Source organism: Rhizobium sp. BK650, assembly GCF_014195325.1.
GTDB lineage: Bacteria > Pseudomonadota > Alphaproteobacteria > Rhizobiales > Rhizobiaceae > Rhizobium.
In genome coordinates this window covers 253,165-269,337 of sequence record NZ_JACIBK010000001.1, presented here as the reverse complement: position 1 = coordinate 269,337, position 16,173 = coordinate 253,165, and the positions used below count along the sequence as shown (strand labels likewise).

The 16,173-nt window shown below is 59.3% G+C and carries 16 protein-coding genes; 7 read left to right on the top strand and 9 right to left on the bottom strand.

What is annotated here, in order from left to right; all coding sequences use genetic code 11:
- The first annotated feature begins 294 nt into the window (after positions 1–294).
- Genes FHX15_RS01305 through FHX15_RS01295 form a run of 3 tightly spaced genes read left to right on the top strand, consistent with a single transcriptional unit; the run spans position 295 to position 3,482 of the window.
- Positions 295–1,704, top strand: coding sequence for a circularly permuted type 2 ATP-grasp protein (locus tag FHX15_RS01305; protein WP_184392982.1), 1,410 nt, complete (start codon positions 295–297; stop codon positions 1,702–1,704).
- Entirely contained in the window at positions 1,704–2,645 is a 942-nt protein-coding gene (locus tag FHX15_RS01300) for an alpha-E domain-containing protein (protein ID WP_184392981.1), read from the top strand. The genes FHX15_RS01305 and FHX15_RS01300 overlap by 1 nt, the downstream gene beginning before the upstream one ends.
- A gap of 12 nt (positions 2,646–2,657) precedes the next feature.
- The gene (locus FHX15_RS01295) at positions 2,658–3,482 is read left to right on the top strand and encodes a transglutaminase domain-containing protein (RefSeq protein ID WP_184392979.1); all 825 of its coding nucleotides are present in this window, start codon (positions 2,658–2,660) and stop codon (positions 3,480–3,482) included.
- A gap of 59 nt (positions 3,483–3,541) precedes the next feature.
- Here FHX15_RS01295 and FHX15_RS01290 read toward each other — a convergent pair whose 3' ends face one another.
- Complete coding sequence (locus FHX15_RS01290) at positions 3,542–3,787, bottom strand: hypothetical protein (RefSeq protein WP_184392977.1); 246 nt, start codon at positions 3,785–3,787, stop codon at positions 3,542–3,544.
- A gap of 288 nt (positions 3,788–4,075) precedes the next feature.
- Between FHX15_RS01290 and FHX15_RS01285 the strand changes: the two genes are divergently transcribed.
- Entirely contained in the window at positions 4,076–4,279 is a 204-nt protein-coding gene (locus tag FHX15_RS01285) for a hypothetical protein (RefSeq protein ID WP_184392975.1), read from the top strand.
- 29 nt (positions 4,280–4,308) lie between these two features.
- Positions 4,309–4,794, top strand: a complete 486-nt coding sequence (locus tag FHX15_RS01280; protein ID WP_184392973.1) for an NUDIX domain-containing protein — start codon at positions 4,309–4,311, stop codon at positions 4,792–4,794.
- Between the two features lie 168 nt (positions 4,795–4,962).
- On the opposite strand, the gene araD is transcribed toward FHX15_RS01280, so the two are convergent.
- The 6 genes from araD to chvE all read right to left on the bottom strand — a co-directional run bounded on the left by araD (position 4,963) and on the right by chvE (position 13,270).
- Positions 4,963–6,702, bottom strand: a complete 1,740-nt coding sequence (araD, locus tag FHX15_RS01275; RefSeq protein WP_184392971.1) for an L-arabinonate dehydratase — start codon at positions 6,700–6,702, stop codon at positions 4,963–4,965.
- 62 nt (positions 6,703–6,764) lie between these two features.
- On the bottom strand, positions 6,765–8,198 hold the full coding sequence (locus tag FHX15_RS01270; protein ID WP_184392969.1) for an aldehyde dehydrogenase family protein: 1,434 nt from the start codon (positions 8,196–8,198) through the stop codon (positions 6,765–6,767).
- Positions 8,199–8,260: 62 nt separating this feature from the next.
- Positions 8,261–9,256 carry an AraD1 family protein gene (gene araD1, locus FHX15_RS01265; RefSeq protein WP_184392967.1) on the bottom strand — a complete coding sequence of 332 codons (996 nt, stop codon included), beginning with the start codon at positions 9,254–9,256 and terminating at the stop codon, positions 8,261–8,263.
- 106 nt (positions 9,257–9,362) lie between these two features.
- A complete protein-coding gene (gene mmsB / locus FHX15_RS01260) occupies positions 9,363–10,574 on the bottom strand; it encodes a multiple monosaccharide ABC transporter permease (protein ID WP_184392965.1) in 1,212 nt (403 codons plus the stop codon).
- Positions 10,571–12,109: a multiple monosaccharide ABC transporter ATP-binding protein gene (gene mmsA / locus FHX15_RS01255; protein ID WP_184392963.1), complete on the bottom strand. Its 1,539-nt coding sequence runs from the start codon at positions 12,107–12,109 to the stop codon at positions 10,571–10,573. The genes mmsB and mmsA overlap by 4 nt, the downstream gene beginning before the upstream one ends.
- Positions 12,110–12,205: 96 nt before the next feature.
- On the bottom strand, positions 12,206–13,270 hold the full coding sequence (chvE, locus tag FHX15_RS01250) for a multiple monosaccharide ABC transporter substrate-binding protein (RefSeq protein WP_184392961.1): 1,065 nt from the start codon (positions 13,268–13,270) through the stop codon (positions 12,206–12,208).
- Positions 13,271–13,541: 271 nt separating this feature from the next.
- Here chvE and FHX15_RS01245 point away from each other — a divergent pair, with 271 nt between their 5' ends.
- Positions 13,542–14,552 (top strand): LysR family transcriptional regulator, encoded by a 1,011-nt coding sequence (locus FHX15_RS01245; RefSeq protein ID WP_184392960.1) that lies wholly within the window; start codon positions 13,542–13,544, stop codon positions 14,550–14,552.
- Positions 14,553–14,589: 37 nt separating this feature from the next.
- Here FHX15_RS01245 and FHX15_RS01240 read toward each other — a convergent pair whose 3' ends face one another.
- Positions 14,590–15,144: a putative glycolipid-binding domain-containing protein gene (locus FHX15_RS01240; RefSeq protein ID WP_184392958.1), complete on the bottom strand. Its 555-nt coding sequence runs from the start codon at positions 15,142–15,144 to the stop codon at positions 14,590–14,592.
- A 133-nt stretch (positions 15,145–15,277) separates the two neighbouring features.
- On the opposite strand from FHX15_RS01240, the gene FHX15_RS01235 reads away from it, so the two are divergent.
- Complete coding sequence (locus FHX15_RS01235; RefSeq protein ID WP_184392956.1) at positions 15,278–15,757, top strand: hypothetical protein; 480 nt, start codon at positions 15,278–15,280, stop codon at positions 15,755–15,757.
- Here the strand turns inward: FHX15_RS01235 and FHX15_RS01230 are convergent, their stop codons facing one another.
- Complete coding sequence (locus FHX15_RS01230) at positions 15,758–16,030, bottom strand: hypothetical protein (RefSeq protein WP_184392954.1); 273 nt, start codon at positions 16,028–16,030, stop codon at positions 15,758–15,760.
- Between the last annotated feature and the right edge of the window lie 143 nt (positions 16,031–16,173).

Genomic DNA, 16,173 nt, shown 5'->3' with positions numbered 1-16,173 from the left:
CGAAACATGACAAAGGGCCGGAGCGATCCGGCCCTTTCCTTAACCGTCTACGACCTTCTACACCGGATAGAGTTTGATCCCTCGCCGGCGCAGGAAATAATCACCTGCTCATCTTTTGTGCGCACCATCGGGTTCGACATGAATCCGTGCCACGCTAACTCCCTATAAATGCCCAGTTTTTGACCGGTTTTTCGCACCGCAGAAGATTTTATGAATCTTCCATGCGAACTGTGCATGGTTCTTGCATTGCCTTTTGCGTTGTATTCAAATGAACAAAAAAGGGGAGCCACACCTTTGGCATTTGATGAAATGATCACCGGAGACGAAAGTCCCCGAGCGCCATATGAAAAATACTTTGAGTGGTACAACAGCCAAGACCGGGCGCATTTGATTTCAAAGTCCCGTGACGCTGAAAACATCTTCCGGAAAACCGGCATTACCTTCGCGGTTTACGGCCACGCCGACAGTTCCGAAAAGCTCATCCCCTTCGACATCATTCCCCGCATCATTTCCGCCCGTGAATGGCGCAAGCTTGCCCAAGGCATCGAACAGCGGGTGATTGCACTCAATGCCTTCCTCGACGACATCTATCATAAGCAGGAAATCATCCGCGCCGGCCGCATCCCACGCGAACTGATTGAAAAGAACGATGCCTTCCTGCCGGAGATGATCGGCTTCCGTCCGCCGGGCGGCGTTTACACCCATATCGTCGGCACCGATATCGTACGCACTGGCGAAGACCAGTTCTACGTCCTCGAGGACAATGCCCGTACGCCATCAGGCGTCAGCTACATGCTGGAAAACCGGGAAACCATGATGCAGATGTTCCCGGAACTCTTCCATGAAAACCGGGTGCAGCGCGTCGAGGACTATCCCTATCTTCTGCGCCAGAGCCTTGCCTCGCTCGCCCCTCCCGGCTGCAAGGGCAGGCCGCGCGTCGCCGTGCTCACCCCCGGCATCTATAATTCCGCCTATTACGAACATTCCTTCCTTGCCGACACGATGGGCGTCGAACTCGTCGAAGGCTCGGATCTGCGCGTCATCGATGGCAAGGTGAAGATGCGCACGACGCGCGGCTACGAGGCGATCGACGTGCTCTACCGGCGCGTCGACGACGACTTCCTCGACCCCCTCACCTTCCGCGCGGATTCCGCCCTCGGAATTCCCGGCATCATGGATGTTTACCGCTCCGGCAACATCACCATCGCCAATGCGCCAGGCACCGGCATTTCCGACGACAAGGCGATCTATTCCTACATGCCGGAGATCGTCGAGTTCTATACCGGCCGCAAGCCGATCCTTGAGAATGTGCCGACCTGGCGCTGTTCGGAAGCATCGAGCCTGAAATACGTGCTGGAGCATCTGGAGGAACTGGTCGTCAAGGAAGTGCACGGCTCCGGCGGCTACGGCATGCTCGTCGGTCCGACGGCTTCCAAGAAGGAGCGCGCCGATTTTGCCGAGAAGCTGAAAGCCAAGCCCAGCAACTACATCGCCCAGCCCACACTTTCGCTCTCCACCGTCCCGATCCTCGTCAACAAGGGCATTGCACCCCGTCATGTCGACCTGCGCCCCTATGTGCTCGTTTCCGACAAGGTGCAGATCATTCCGGGCGGGCTTACCCGCGTGGCGCTGAAGCAGGGCTCGCTGGTGGTCAATTCCAGCCAGGGCGGCGGCACCAAAGACACCTGGGTACTGGAGGACTGATGCTCGGAAGAACTGCAAACGGGCTCTACTGGATGTTCCGGTATATCGAGCGCGCTGAGAATATTGCACGCCTCGTTGACGCCGGCCTGCGCATGTCGCTGACCCGCAGCGATTCCGGCGACGACAATTGGGATGGGGTGCTGCAGAGCGCCGGCGTGCGCGAACTCTATGACGAAGGACATTCGAAGCTGACCGGGCCTGACGCCATCGACTACCTGTTGCGCGATCGTTCCAACGACTCGAGCGTCATGTCCTGCATCGATTTCGGCCGCAACAATGCCCGCATGGTGCGCACCGCGCTGACACGCGAAACCTGGGAAGCGACTAACGAATGCTGGATCGACCTCAAGGAACTGCTGTCGAAAAAGCTGAAGGCGGCTGAGTTGCCCGAGGTCATCGATGTCATTAAGCATCGGGCCGGCCTCATCCGCGGCGCCTTTCACGGCTCGATGCTCCGCAACGAGCTCTATAATTTCGCCCGCATCGGCACGTTTATCGAGCGCGCGGACAATACGAGCCGCATTCTCGACGTGAAATATTACGTGCTGCTGCCCTCGGTCTCGCAGGTCGGCTCCTCGGTCGATAACGTTCAGTGGGAATCCATCCTGCGCTCGGTCTCCGCCCACCGCTCCTACAGCTGGGCCTATGATGGCGAATACCGCGCCATGAACATCGCCGACTTCCTGATCCTGAACGGCCAGATGCCGCGTTCGCTCGCCTATTGCTACGAGAAGATCGTCAGCAACCTCGGCTACATAGCCAAGGATTATGACGAGCGGCTTGCGGCGCACGATACGGCGGATGCCATTCGCGCTACGCTGCAGACCCTGAAGATCAAGGATGTTATGGATCAGGGCCTGCATGAATTCCTCGAAGATTTCGTCTCGCGCAACAACAAGCTCGGCAACGAAATCTCCGATGGTTACCGGTTCTATGCTTAAGCGGGTCAGATCATGAGACTGAAGATCAGCCACCTCACCGAATACCGCTACGACGAACCGGCGCAGTTTTCCCTGCAGCGGCTGCGTCTGACGCCGCCGAACACGTCAGGCCAGACCGTGCTCAATTGGTCGCTGCATGTCGAAGGCGCCAAACCCGAAGTCGAATATGACGACCAGTTCGGCAATCATGTGAACCTCGTCTCGCTGGAAGGCGAACAGCAGGTGACGCGCATCGTTGCCGAGGGCGAAGTAGAAACGGAAGATCGCAACGGCGTGACAGGTCCCCATACCGGGTTCTGCCCGCTCTGGCTCTTCCTGCGCGAGACACCGCTGACGAAGAGCGGCAAGCTGGTGAAGGAGCTGATCAAGGGTGTGACTGGCGAGAGCGAACTCGCCCGCATGCATGCGCTGATGGCGGCAATCCACGAGGCGGTGGAATACAAGCCCGGCACCAGCAGCACCGAGACATCGGCCGAACAGGCGCTGGAGAAGAAGACCGGTGTCTGCCAAGACCACGCCCATATCTTCGTCTCCGCCGCCCGCGCGCTTGAGATCCCCGCACGTTACGTCTCCGGCTATCTGATGATGGAAGAAAAAGTCGATCAGGCCGCCACGCATGCCTGGGGCGAGGCGCATATTCCAGGCCTCGGCTGGGTCGGCTTCGATCCCGCCAACAAGATCTGCCCGGATGAGCGCTATGTCCGCCTGGCCTCCGGCCTCTGCTACCGCGATGCGGCGCCCGTTTCAGGCATGCGTATCGGCACGCCAGGCGAGAAGCTATCGGTCACCGTCAAGGTGGAGAATGGCGGCCAGATGCAGAGCCAAAGCCAGAGCTGACAAAAGCGGGCGGGTTTGCCGCGGAGAACTGGTCGGTCGTAAACCCCGGCAACACGCGATCAGAGGCCGCCGGCCCCGATGTGTCTAGGCTTTTCGAAAGTAAACTCGGATGAGGTGGCCATCGCCTGCGCCGAAGGTAGATCATCCGAGACGCCGTATGCCGATGGTACGTAAACGCGGTTTCCGCCTGGCTTAGGCAATAGCGCTTGGGAAGCGACCAGATACAGGATGATTGCGAGCGCGGTTGTGCCGATCACGAAGAGCGGGAAAATCGGCATTTCCGATGCTTCGGACTTCGTTCTCATTGAACTCTCCATTGGTTGTCCGATGAGAGATTAGCTGCGGTGAGGTCGCGATGAGAATCATACGCAGGGGTGGGGCCGCCTATACGATAGGCTTGGCGCATGAACGGGGAGACCGCCTGGCTCGCACTCTTTGTCTGCCGCAAAGCGGATGCACCGCGTCTTGTCGCCGGACCATTTCCATCAGGGCCAAGGGCGAATGAAGGCTATCGCTTGCCTCTGCCACTTTCAGACAGGTTCGCCAACGTCCATTTTCGTGCGAAAATGATACGCTATTCAAGGGAGGTCGCGATGCGTCTGGAAAACACGAATGTCGCACGAACAACGGCTGGAACGATTACGGTGGAATTCCGGGGCGAAGGAAACGACTTGATTACCGTTCGAATGTCGGCGGAGCCTGGCCGCGAAGACGAGGTGGCCATTGTCCGAGCCAAGGAAATGATGGCAGAACTTGTCGCGGCACCTCCCGATCGCGTTTCGCCGTCGGCTGGCTAGAACCTCCTGGTTAACGTCAGGAATCCACGATGGCTGTCCGAAGCGCAGGGCTCGTTATTTACCGTTTTGTAGATGCTGCGGTGGAAGTGCTGCTCGTCCATCCTGGCGGGCCGTTCTGGAAAGGAAAGGATGAGGCAGCATGGTCGATACCAAAGGGTCTCGTCGAAGAGGGCGAAGATGAACTTGCTGCTGCCCGCCGGGAGACTTTCGAGGAACTTGGAGTCAATATCTCCGGCCCCTTTGAGCGGCTTGGCGAATACAAGCAGCCTGGGGGAAAGCTTGTCATCGTCTGGCTGACAGAAGCCCATAGAGGCTTCGAGCCGAGAGCCGAACTCAGTTCAACCTTTCAATTGGAATGGCCGCCGCGCTCGGGGAAGACGGTCGTTTTTCCCGAAGTCGATCGTGCAGCCTGGTTTTGCGCCGAGGAGGCGGAGTTCAAAATGCACAAGGGGCAAAGACCGATCCTGCATGATTTTTTGAAGAAAAAGGGAAAGAGGAACGCGCAGAGACCGTAAGCCTCTTACCGCTGGCCCGTTCTCCAGCAGGCTGATCGATGCGGTTTTGTCGTAAAGCCCGAAAAGGTCTCAGTTCGCGGCACATACTGACAGCACGATATCCGGCACATCATTGAAAAGGCGGAGCTCTCGCCCCGCCTTTCCAGTATCAACCCAGAACAGACTGGATCAGTGGCTGTCCTTCCCGACAGCACTGCCGCGGCATCCCTTGAGGAAGTCGAGGTCAGCGCCGGTATCGGCACCTTCGACATGCTGCTGATGCAGGAAAGCATAGCCCGAGGTCGGCAGGTCATGGTTCGGCTGCCATTCGGCGAGACGCTTCGCCAGTTCCTCGTCCGAAATGTCGAGATGCAGGCGGCGGTTCGGCACATCGAGCTCGATCATGTCGCCGTTCCGGACAACGGCGAGCGGACCGCCGACGGCGGCTTCCGGCGAGGTGTGCAGGACGACGGTGCCGTAGGCCGTGCCGGACATGCGGGCATCGGAAATGCGCACCATGTCGGTAATGCCCTTCTTGAGCACCTTCGGCGGCAGACCCATGTTGCCGACTTCAGCCATGCCCGGATAACCCTTCGGGCCACAGTTCTTCATGACCATGACGCAGTTCTCGTCGATGTCGAGATTGTCGTCGTTGATCTTGGCCTTGTAGTCGTCGATGTCTTCGAAAACGACCGCCCTGCCCCGATGCACCATCAGATGCGGCGAAGCGGCAGACGGCTTCAAGACCGCGCCCTTCGGGGCGAGATTGCCGCGCACGACGACGATGCCGCCGGAAGAGGTCAGCGCCTTTTCGGCCGGCAGGATCACGTCTTCGTTCCAGTTGACGACGTCCTTGACTTCGTCCCAGACGGTTTCGCCCGAGACCGTCAGTGCATCCTTGTGCAAGAGGCCAGCTTCGCCGAGGCGCTTCAGCACGACGGGCAGGCCGCCGGCATAGAAGAACTCTTCCATCAGGTACTTGCCCGACGGCATCAGGTTGACGATCGTCGGAACGTCGCGGCCGCAACGGTCCCAGTCGTCGAGCGTCAGATCGATGCCGACGCGGCCGGCGATGGCGAGCAGGTGGATGACGGCATTGGTCGAACCGCCGATCGCCGCATTGGTGCGGATGGCGTTTTCGAAAGCCTGCTTCGTCAGGATGTCGGAGGGCTTCAGGTCGTCCTTGACCATCTGCACGATGCGGCGGCCGGTCAGCTGCGCCATCACCTTGCGGCGGGAATCGACGCCGGGGATCGCTGCGTTGCCCGACAGTGCCATGCCGAGCGCTTCGGCCATGGACGCCATCGTGGAAGCCGTGCCCATCGTGTTGCAGGTGCCGGACGAACGGCTCATCGAAGCCTCAGCTTCGAGGAATTCGGCCTGCGTCATCTCGCCGGCCTTCACCATTTCGGAGAATTTCCACAGATGCGTGCCCGAACCGACGCGCTCGCCGCGGAAATAGCCGTTCAGCATCGGGCCGCCGGTGACCACGATCGAAGGAAGGTCGGTCGAGGCGGCACCCATCAGCAGCGACGGCGTGGTCTTGTCGCAGCCGACAAGCAGCACGCAGCCGTCCATCGGCTGGCCGCGGATTGCTTCTTCCACGGCGAGAGCCGCAAGGTTGCGGTACATCATCGCGGTCGGGCGGAAGGTGTTTTCGGATGCCGAAAAGACCGGAACTTCGAGCGGAAAACCGCCGGCTTCCCACACGCCTGCCTTCACCTTTTCGGCGAGTTCGCGCAGGTGGCCGTTGCACGGCGTCATATCCGACCACGTGTTAAGGATGCCGATGACGGGGCGGCCGTCGAACAGGTCGTGCGGATATCCCTGGTTCTTGAGCCAGCCGCGGTGATAGATCACGTCACGGCTCGTGCCGCCGTACCATTCCTGCGACCTCAGCTTACGCGGCCATTCTGCTTTCTTCTTCATAATTTCTGTCCTTCAGGATATCCCCTGACCGCCTCGTACAATCAGGGTTATCGCGCTTTGTCTTAGGCCAGCGTATAGGCGGTCTTGACGGTTGTGTAGAATTCGGCGGCGTACTTGCCCTGCTCGCGCGGGCCGTAGGACGAGCCCTTGCGGCCGCCGAAGGGAACGTGGAAATCGACACCGGCGGTCGGCAGGTTGACCATCACCATGCCGGCCTCGGAATTGCGCTTGAAATGCGTCGCATGCTTGAGACTGGTCGTGGCAATGCCCGAAGACAGGCCGAATGGCGTGTCGTTGGCGGTCGCCAGGGCCTCGTCGTAATCCTTCACCCTGATAACGGAGACGACGGGGCCGAAGATCTCTTCGCGCGAAATGCGCATCTGATTTGTCGCCTCGGTGAAAAGCGTTGGCTGCAGGTAGAAGCCGGGCGTGTCGCGCGAAATCAGTTCGCCCCCGAAGGCAAGCTTGGCGCCCTCTTCCTTGCCGATCTTGATATAGTCGGTATCGGTCTGCAGCTGGCGGGCATCGACGACGGGACCGATATGAGTGCCGGGCTTCATGGCGTTGTCAACGACGATGGTCTTCAGCTTTTCGGTGAGCGCGGCAACAAACTTGTCGTGGATGCCTTCGGTGACGATCAGCCGCGAAGACGCGGTGCAGCGCTGGCCGGTGGAGAAGAAGCCGGAATTGGCGGCAGCCTCGACGGCAACGGTCAGATCCGCATCGTCGAGAACGACCATCGGGTTCTTGCCGCCCATTTCCAGCTGGAACTTGCGGTTATGCTCGATGGAAGCAGTGGCGACGCGCTTGCCCGTGCCGGTCGAACCGGTGAAGGTGATGCCGGCAATATCCGGGCTGTCGAGCATGGCCTGGCCCACGACCGAGCCCTTGCCCATGACGAGATTGAGAACGCCCTTCGGCAGGCCTGCGCGATGCAGGATGTCGGCAATCGCCCACGAACAGCCCGGCACCAGATCGGCCGGCTTGAAGACGACGGTGTTGCCGTAGCAGAGCGCCGGCGCGATCTTCCAGGCCGGAATGGCGATCGGGAAGTTCCAGGGCGTGATGATGCCGATGACGCCGAGCGGTTCGCGGGTGATCTCGACGCCGATGTTCGGACGCACCGAGGGAACGACCTCGCCGGCCAGGCGCAGGGCTTCGCCTGCGAAGAATTCGAAGATCTGCGAAGCGCGGATCGTCTCGCCGATCGCTTCTGGAAGCGTCTTGCCCTCTTCGCGGGCGAGAAGAGCGCCAAGCTCGTCCTTGCGCGCCATGATCTCGTCGCCCGCCTTCTTGAGGATGACGTGGCGCTCCCAGATACCGGAACGCGACCAGGCCGGGAAGGCTGACTTGGCAGCCGCGATTGCCGCCTTGGCATCCTCGGCGCTTGCCTGAGCGTAGAGGCCGACGACTTCGTTCGTGTCGGACGGGTTGATATTTTCCGCGGCATTTGTGCCGGTCCATTCGCCGGCAATGAGATTCTGATGGATAGTCATGGGCCTTGGAGCCTCCTCTATGACAAATGGCCGGCCGCTTTCGTGGCGGCCGGCCTTGGAGATCAGAGCTGCTTGACGGCGATTTCTTCCTCGGCGGCAATCTTCAGCGGATTGCGCAGCGGCAGACCGAACTCGGCCACCTCGATTTCAAAGACATCGCCCTCTTCCGCTTTGATGCCATCGGCAAAGGAAAGCGTCGCCGTACCGAACATGTGAACATGGACATCACCCGGAACGCGGAAGAGGCCATATTTGAAATGGTGGTATTCGAGATTGGCGAACGTATGAGACATGTTCGCCTCGCCGGACAGGAACGGCTTTTCGAAGATCACCTTGTCGCCGCGCTTGATGCGCGAGCTGCCGCGGATATCCTCAGGCGCAACGCCGATGCGGATTTCCGGACCGAAGCTTGCCGGGCGCAGCTTGGAATGGGCGAGGAACAGATAGTTGATCCGCTCGGTGACGTGATCGGAAAACTCGTTCGACAGCGCAAAGCCGATACGGAACGGCGTGCCGTCCTTGGCGATCACGTAGATGCCGGCCATTTCAGGCTCTTCGCCGCCATCGAGCGCGAAGGACGGGGAGACGAGCGGAGCGCCCGGCGCAGCAGCGCCATAGCCATTGCCCTTGTAGAACCATTCGGGCTGTACGCCCTTCTGGCCGGCAGCCGGCTTGCCGCCTTCGAGGCCCATCTTGAACATCTTCATGGAGTCGGTCAGCGTTTCCTCTGCCGCCTCTGATGTCTTCTTGTGCATGGAATCGCGCGTCGCAGCCGAGCCCAGATGCGTCAGGCCCGTACCCGTCAGATGCAGGTGTGCTGCATCCGGATGCGTGATCGGCGGCAGGAAGCGGCCATCCGCATACGCCTTTTCAAGATCGACGGTTTCGCCGTATCCATGAGCCTCGATAACGGAGACGAGGGACTTGCCGCCATTTGCGGCTTCCATCGCCAGAGCATAGACGCTTTCGGCGCCTTTGACTGCCTTGGCGGCAGCACCCGGTTCGCGCACGGCGACGATGATCTCTCCGCTTGCGCCCTTGATCTGCGAGATAAGCACGGTCTTCTTCCTTTCGTTTGGCGATGGCAGAGCTTCGCCGCTCCGGCTCCATCCGGAGCCGGAATTCAATTTTCATATGACTGCGATACTGGGGTCGAGCCTGAGCTCAGCCCTTGTTCTTGTTGTAGACGTCGAAGAACACGGCAGCGAGCAGCACCGCACCCTTGACCATCTGCTGGGAGTCGGTGCCAAGGCCGTGGATCGACATGCCGTTGTTCATGATGCCCATGATCAGAGCGCCGATGACAGCGCCGGTCACCTTGCCGACGCCGCCCTGGGCGGACGCGCCGCCGATGAAGCAGGCCGCGATCACGTCAAGTTCGAGACCGAAGCCGCCCTTGGCCGTTGCCGAGTTGAGGCGCAGCGCGACGATCAGGCCAGCCAGGCCGGCAAGCAGGCCCATATTCGCAAAGGTCAGGAACGTCAGCCGTTCGGTGTTGATACCGGAAAGCTTCGTCGCCTTCTCGTTGCCGCCCATGGCGTAGATGCGGCGGCCGATCGTGGTGCGGCGTGTGATGAAGGCATAGGCAGCGACGAGGGCCAGCATGACGACGAGCACGTTCGGGAAGCCGCGATAGATTGACAGCTGATAGCCGAGCGCCAGGATGGCGATGGTGACGATGGCGTTCTGGGCGAGGAAGAAGCCGAGCGGTTCGACGTCGTTGCCATGCTTCTCGTTCGACAGGCGCTTGCGCCACGCCAGATAGAAGAGGGCCACGGCGCCGACGACGGTCAGGATGATCGAGGTCGAATTGATGCCGCCCATATCGAAAAGGTTCGGCAGGAAGCCGATGCTGATCAGCTGGAAAGCCGGCGGGAAAGGACCGATGCTGGTGCCGGTTCCCGAGGCCGTCATCACGAACAGCGTCAGGCCGCGGAAGACCAGCATGCCCGCGAGCGTGACGATGAAGGACGGGATCTTGTGATAGGCAACGAAATAGCCCTGGATGCCGCCGACGAGCGCGCCGAGAGCAAGGCAGACGACGCCCGCCAGGACATAATTGGTGTGCCACTGCACCGTCATGACGCCGGCGATGGCGCCGATGAAGCCGACGACGGATCCCACCGAAAGATCGATATGACCGGCGACGATGACCAGCAGCATACCGAGCGCCATGATGACGATGAACGAGTTCTGCAGAATGATGTTCGTCAGGTTGAGCGGTTTGAAGAGAACGCCACCGGTCGAGAATTGGAAGAACACCATGATCGCGATGAGCGCGATGAACATGCCATATTCGCGGATGTTGCCGCGAATGTAGTCTCCGATGGAGACGACACGCCCTTGCTCGGCGATGGGTTGATTGATCGGCGTCATTGTTTCTTCTCCCCTGAGCGCATGATAGCGCGCATGATGGTTTCCTGGCTTGCTTCTCCCTTCGGCAGTTCAGCGACTAGGCGTCCTTCGTTCATCACGTAGATGCGGTCACAAGTGCCAAGCAGTTCGGGCATTTCCGACGAGATCATCAGAACGCCCTTTCCATCGGCGGCAAGCTGGTTGATGATAGTATAGATTTCGTATTTTGCGCCAACATCGATGCCGCGCGTCGGCTCGTCCAGGATCAGAACATCGGGATCGGAGAACAGCCACTTCGACAGAACCACCTTCTGCTGGTTGCCGCCAGAAAGATTGACCGCTTCCTGAAAGATGCTGGAGGAACGGATGCGCAGCTTCGACCGATAGTCGGTCGCGACCCGTGATTCCTTGACGCTATCGATGACGGAGGCATTCGACACCGCCGCCAGATTGGCGAGCGTCGTGTTGTGAACGATCGTCTCGCCGAGCACGAGGCCGAGATGTTTGCGGTCTTCCGTCACATAGGCAAGACCGGCGTCGATCGCCTTGCGCACGGTTGATGTGTCGACCTTCTTGCCGCCGACGAAGACCTCGCCGCTGATCTTGTGACCGTAGGTCTTGCCGAAGACGCTCATGGCGAACTCGGTGCGGCCGGCGCCCATCAGTCCGGCGATGCCGACAACCTCGCCCTTGCGGACGTTCAGGTTGATGTCGTGCAGGACCTGGCGGTCGCGATGCTGCTGGTGGAAGGCATTCCAGTTCTTGACTTCGAAGATCGTCTCGCCGATCGGCACCGAACGCGGCGGATAGCGGTCTTCGAGATCGCGGCCCACCATGTTCTTGATGATGATGTCTTCGCTGATCTCGTCCTTGTGACAGTCGAGCGTCTTGACGGTCATACCGTCGCGCAGGACCGTGATCTGGTCGGCGACCTTGCGGATCTCGTTCAGCTTGTGGGAGATGATGATCGAGGTGATGCCCTGCTTGCGGAACTCCATCAAGAGGGTCAGAAGAGCGTCGGAATCTCTTTCGTTGAGCGAGGCGGTCGGCTCGTCGAGGATGAGCAGCTTGACGCTCTTCGACAGCGCCTTGGCGATCTCGACAAGCTGCTGCTTGCCGACGCCGATGTCGGTGACGAGCGTGTTCGGAGATTCCTGCAGGCCCACCTTCTTGAGCAGCTGCTTCGTGCGGTTGAACGTTTCGTCCCAGCTGATGACGCCGTTCTTGGCGTTTTCGTTGCCGAGGAAGATGTTTTCCCCGATCGACAGCAGCGGCACGAGCGCCAGTTCCTGGTGGATGATGACGATACCGATTTCTTCGGAGTCCTTCAGAACCTTGAAGTGGCGCGTCTCGCCTTCATAGACGATGTCGCCTTCATAGGTCCCGGTCGGATAGACGCCCGATAGCACTTTCATCAGGGTCGATTTGCCGGCCCCGTTCTCGCCTACCAATGCGTGAATCTCACCCTTGCGAACCTTGAGGTTCACGTTCTCCAGAGCTTTGACGCCCGGGAACGTCTTGGTGATGCTCCGCATTTCGAGGATGGTGTTGTCCATAGTCAAAGTTCCAGCGCCTGCAGCCATAAAACGGCTGGGCGATCATAAAATTGAAGGCCGGAACCCGCAAGCGCGGGCTCCGGCCTCCTGTTCAACTTACTTCAGCTTGTCTTCGGTGTAGTAACCGCTGTCGACGAGGATCTGCTTGTAGTTGGTCTTGTCGACGGCAACCGGCTTCAGCAGATAGGACGGAACGACCTTGACGCCGTTATCGTAGGTCTTCGTGTCGTTGACTTCGGGCTCCTTGCCGGACATGACGGCATCGACCATGGCAACGGTGACCTTGGCGAGTTCGCGCGTGTCCTTGAAGATCGTCGAGTGCTGTTCGCCAGCGATGATCGACTTGACCGACGGGATTTCAGCGTCCTGGCCGGTGACGATCGGGAGCGGCTGAGCAGCCGTGCCGTAACCGACGCCCTTCAGCGACGAAATGATGCCGATCGACAGACCATCATAGGGAGACAGAACGGCATCGACCTTGGCGTCGGTGTAGTTGGCCGAGAGCAGGTTGTCCATGCGGGCCTGGGCCGTTGCCGGATCCCAACGCAGCGTGCCGACCTTGTCCATGCCGGTCTGGCCGGACTTCACGACGAGCTTGCCGGAGTCGATGTACGGCTGCAGGACGGACATTGCGCCATCATAGAAGAAGAAGGCGTTGTTGTCGTCCGGCGAACCGCCGAAGAGTTCGATGTTGAACGGGCCCTTGCCATCCTTGAGGCCGAGGCCGTCGACGATGGAGTTTGCCTGCAGAACGCCGACCTGGAAGTTGTCGAAGGTGGCGTAGTAATCGACGTTGGCCGAGTCGCGGATCAGGCGGTCGTAAGCGATGACCTTGATGCCGGCGTCATGAGCCTTCTGGAGAACGTCGGAAAGCGTGGTGCCGTCGATCGAAGCGATGACGAGAACCTTGGCGCCCTTCGTGACCATGTTTTCGATCTGCGAAAGCTGGTTCGGAATGTCGTCGTCGGCATACTGCAGGTCGGTCTGGTAACCGGCAGCCTGGAGCTGCTTGACGATGTTGTTGCCGTCGTCGATCCAGCGGGCCGAAGCCTTCGTCGGCATTGCGATACCAACGGTGCCCTTGTCCGCCGCCATAGCAGGCGCAACGAACGAAGCGACGCCGAAGGCAGCCGCAGCCATCAATGAGATAATGGATTTCATTTCTCTCTCCCTTGTTAATAGAGCAGCGGACGAAAAATCGCCCGCCCCGAAACTGTGGCAGGTTCCGTATTGGATAGTTACTTCAGATGGTGAGAAACGAAGTAGGTCTCCTCCACGATCTCTCACGTGTTGAGTGCCAACCAGCACACGGCGGCAAACTGGTATGGATTCCTATAACTGTCAAATAGAATAACTGGTAATGTGCATAACAATTTTGGTATATCGTTAAAAAGTATTACTTTTGATGGAGCGCAGCGGGGAGGCTGCAACCATGACGATCATCTCAGAGCCCTTTTCGTTGGAACATGTCGATATCAACAGCGACAATTTTGGCGATGATGGCTTTTTGCGCACGGGACTTAAACTGAATCACCTGCGCATGATCGTCGCAATCGAAGATAGCGGCCAGATTTCCGCCGCCGCCGAAGTGCTGAACATATCCCAGCCGGCAGCGTCCAGAATGCTGTCGGATATGGAATCGATCGTGAAGACGCCGCTCTATGAACGGGTGGCCCGCGGCGTGACCCTCACCACCTTCGGCGAGGCGCTCGCCAGACGTGCGCGCAAGATCCTTCTGGAGCTCAGGGAAGCGAGCCGCGAGATCGGCGAATTGAAGAGCGGCAAGGGTGGTTCGGTCTTTATCGGCACTGTGACCGCACCCGCCATGAGCCTCGTCGTTCCCGCCATCAACACCGTGCGCAAGACCTTTCCCGGCATCGAGGTGAGCATCCAGGTCGAGACCAGCAACGTGCTGGCGCGCGAGCTTCTGGCTGCCCGCCATGACTTCATCATCAGCCGCATCCCCGACGATCTCAACCCCCGCCCTTTCGAAGTGCGCGAGATCGGCATCGAGAAGGCCTGCCTGATCGTGCGCAGCAGCCATCCCCTGTTGAAGAAGAAGAAACCGAGCAGCCTCGAGGAGATCAGGGACTACGACTGGGTCTTCCAGCCGCCCGGTACGCTGCTGCGCCGCACGATCGAGGACATTTTCCTGTCGCACGTTGTCCAGCTTCCGGAAAACATCGTCAATACTTCGTCGCTGCTTCTGACCTGTGCGATGGTCTGCGCGACGGACGCGATCGCCCCGGTCGCCATCGATGTCGCCCAGTTCCTCGCTTCGCAGAGTTCGAACGCATCCGACGTGCGCGTCCTCCCAATCGATTTCGAGATCAATGTAAAGCCCTACAGCCTGATCACCGTGCGCGAACGGGCCCTGCCGCCGAGCGCCCGGCTTCTCTATGACCTTATCCTGGAAGAAAGTATCCGGCAGGCCGAAAGGTAGATCCGAGGTCGGGGAGACTGTCGGAAAACTGCGTCCGCTACGACAGCCTCCTAAATACGCCTGGATAGTCCAGCACTATGCCGTCGCCATCGACCTCAAGTTCGGCCGAAAATGCGGTTGAAATACCTTCGTAAAGAAAGCGGTTCTCGGCGAGTTTGGTATAGCGCTGCAGGACAGGTTCGATGACCAGATTCGGTACGGAGACAAAAGCCACGCTGATATCCTCGGAGATGCCGGTTTTTTGCCTTAACCGTAGAATTGGCAGGGTGTTGGTAAACGGCGTCGCTGCGATATCGACATCCACGCACCCGGCCAAGTCAGAAATCTCCGAGCGATCCTCGTTGACCCAGCGACCGCGGCCGTCAGACAGAATATGTAGTCGCGGGCCATTGGCGATCTGAACGCTAACTTCGCGGACCCGCCAATGCAGATCTATCGCCAACCCGTATGTGAGGTCATATTTGCCCGCTTCGAAATGTCCGGTCACAGCACTTTCCGCAAGCACACCCTCATCGTTGCGCACAATGGACAGAGTCTCAAGTCCGTCTCCGTTCCAATCGGTCCATTGCACTGTCCGCTTCCAACCTGTCATAGGCGCCCCCATCTCTTATCCGCACATGCTGCCTCCGCGGCAACTGGCTCTCAGGAGGCCAGATGATCCTGCCTCGAATCCAGCCCTGCGCCAACTTGGCGCCGTTTAATGCGCCGCTCGCAAAGGAAGGCGCATGCTGTTTGGACAATCGATATTCCAATCCGTTCTCGAACGGCTGAAGCAGGAAAACGAAGCGGCTGGCGAGACGGAGGCGCCGGCCACCCATCGCGTCTCCGGCTTCTCGACCGGCCTCGCCTTCGATGTGCTGGAAGGCGTGTCGGCCGCCTCGCAGCGGGTGGGGCAAGCCTATTTCGACAATCTCGGCGCCGAGCCTGGTATCCCCGAGCCCAGTATCGAAGAACCTCCGCGGCCGGCGGCCGAACCCGAACCGGTCATGCCCGGTCATCTGGCTCGCACATCGCCCGAAGATATCGCAGCCGAACTTGCCATCTCTATTGCCGATACGCTGCAGACATTGAATGAGAAGCGGCGCACTTTCGCCAAGGCCAATCATCCCGACAGCGTCGCACCGCCCTTCCGAGATAATGCCAACAGACGCATGATGATCGCCAACCTGTTGATCGACGAAGCGTTGCGTCGGCTACCACGGTGATTAATCTGCCTTCTTCTCTTCTTCTATTGCCGGCTTTTCCTCGTCCTCTTCATCGTCATCGACGACGACGCGAGCAGCTGCTTCCGGCGGCTTCGGATCGAAAGTCCAGATCAGCATGTAGAATGAGTATGCGCCGGCAGCGAGCGCCAGAACGCCCCAGAAGGGATCGCCGCCGATGAATTCGAAGATGCCCCATCCAAGGCAGACCGCGACAATGGCAACGCGAACCCAAAGATGTCGATAGGTTGGATGGTTGGGATCGATAAGCTGCATCTGTCTTCCACTGTCTTGATGGCACTGTCTTGATGGCATTGTGTTGTTGGCGGCCCTTGTCTTTAGGATGGATTTCACAAATGTGAAAGGGCCGCGGGCTTGACGCCGGCGCTGGAAAATGGAATGAAAATTCCAAACTTATA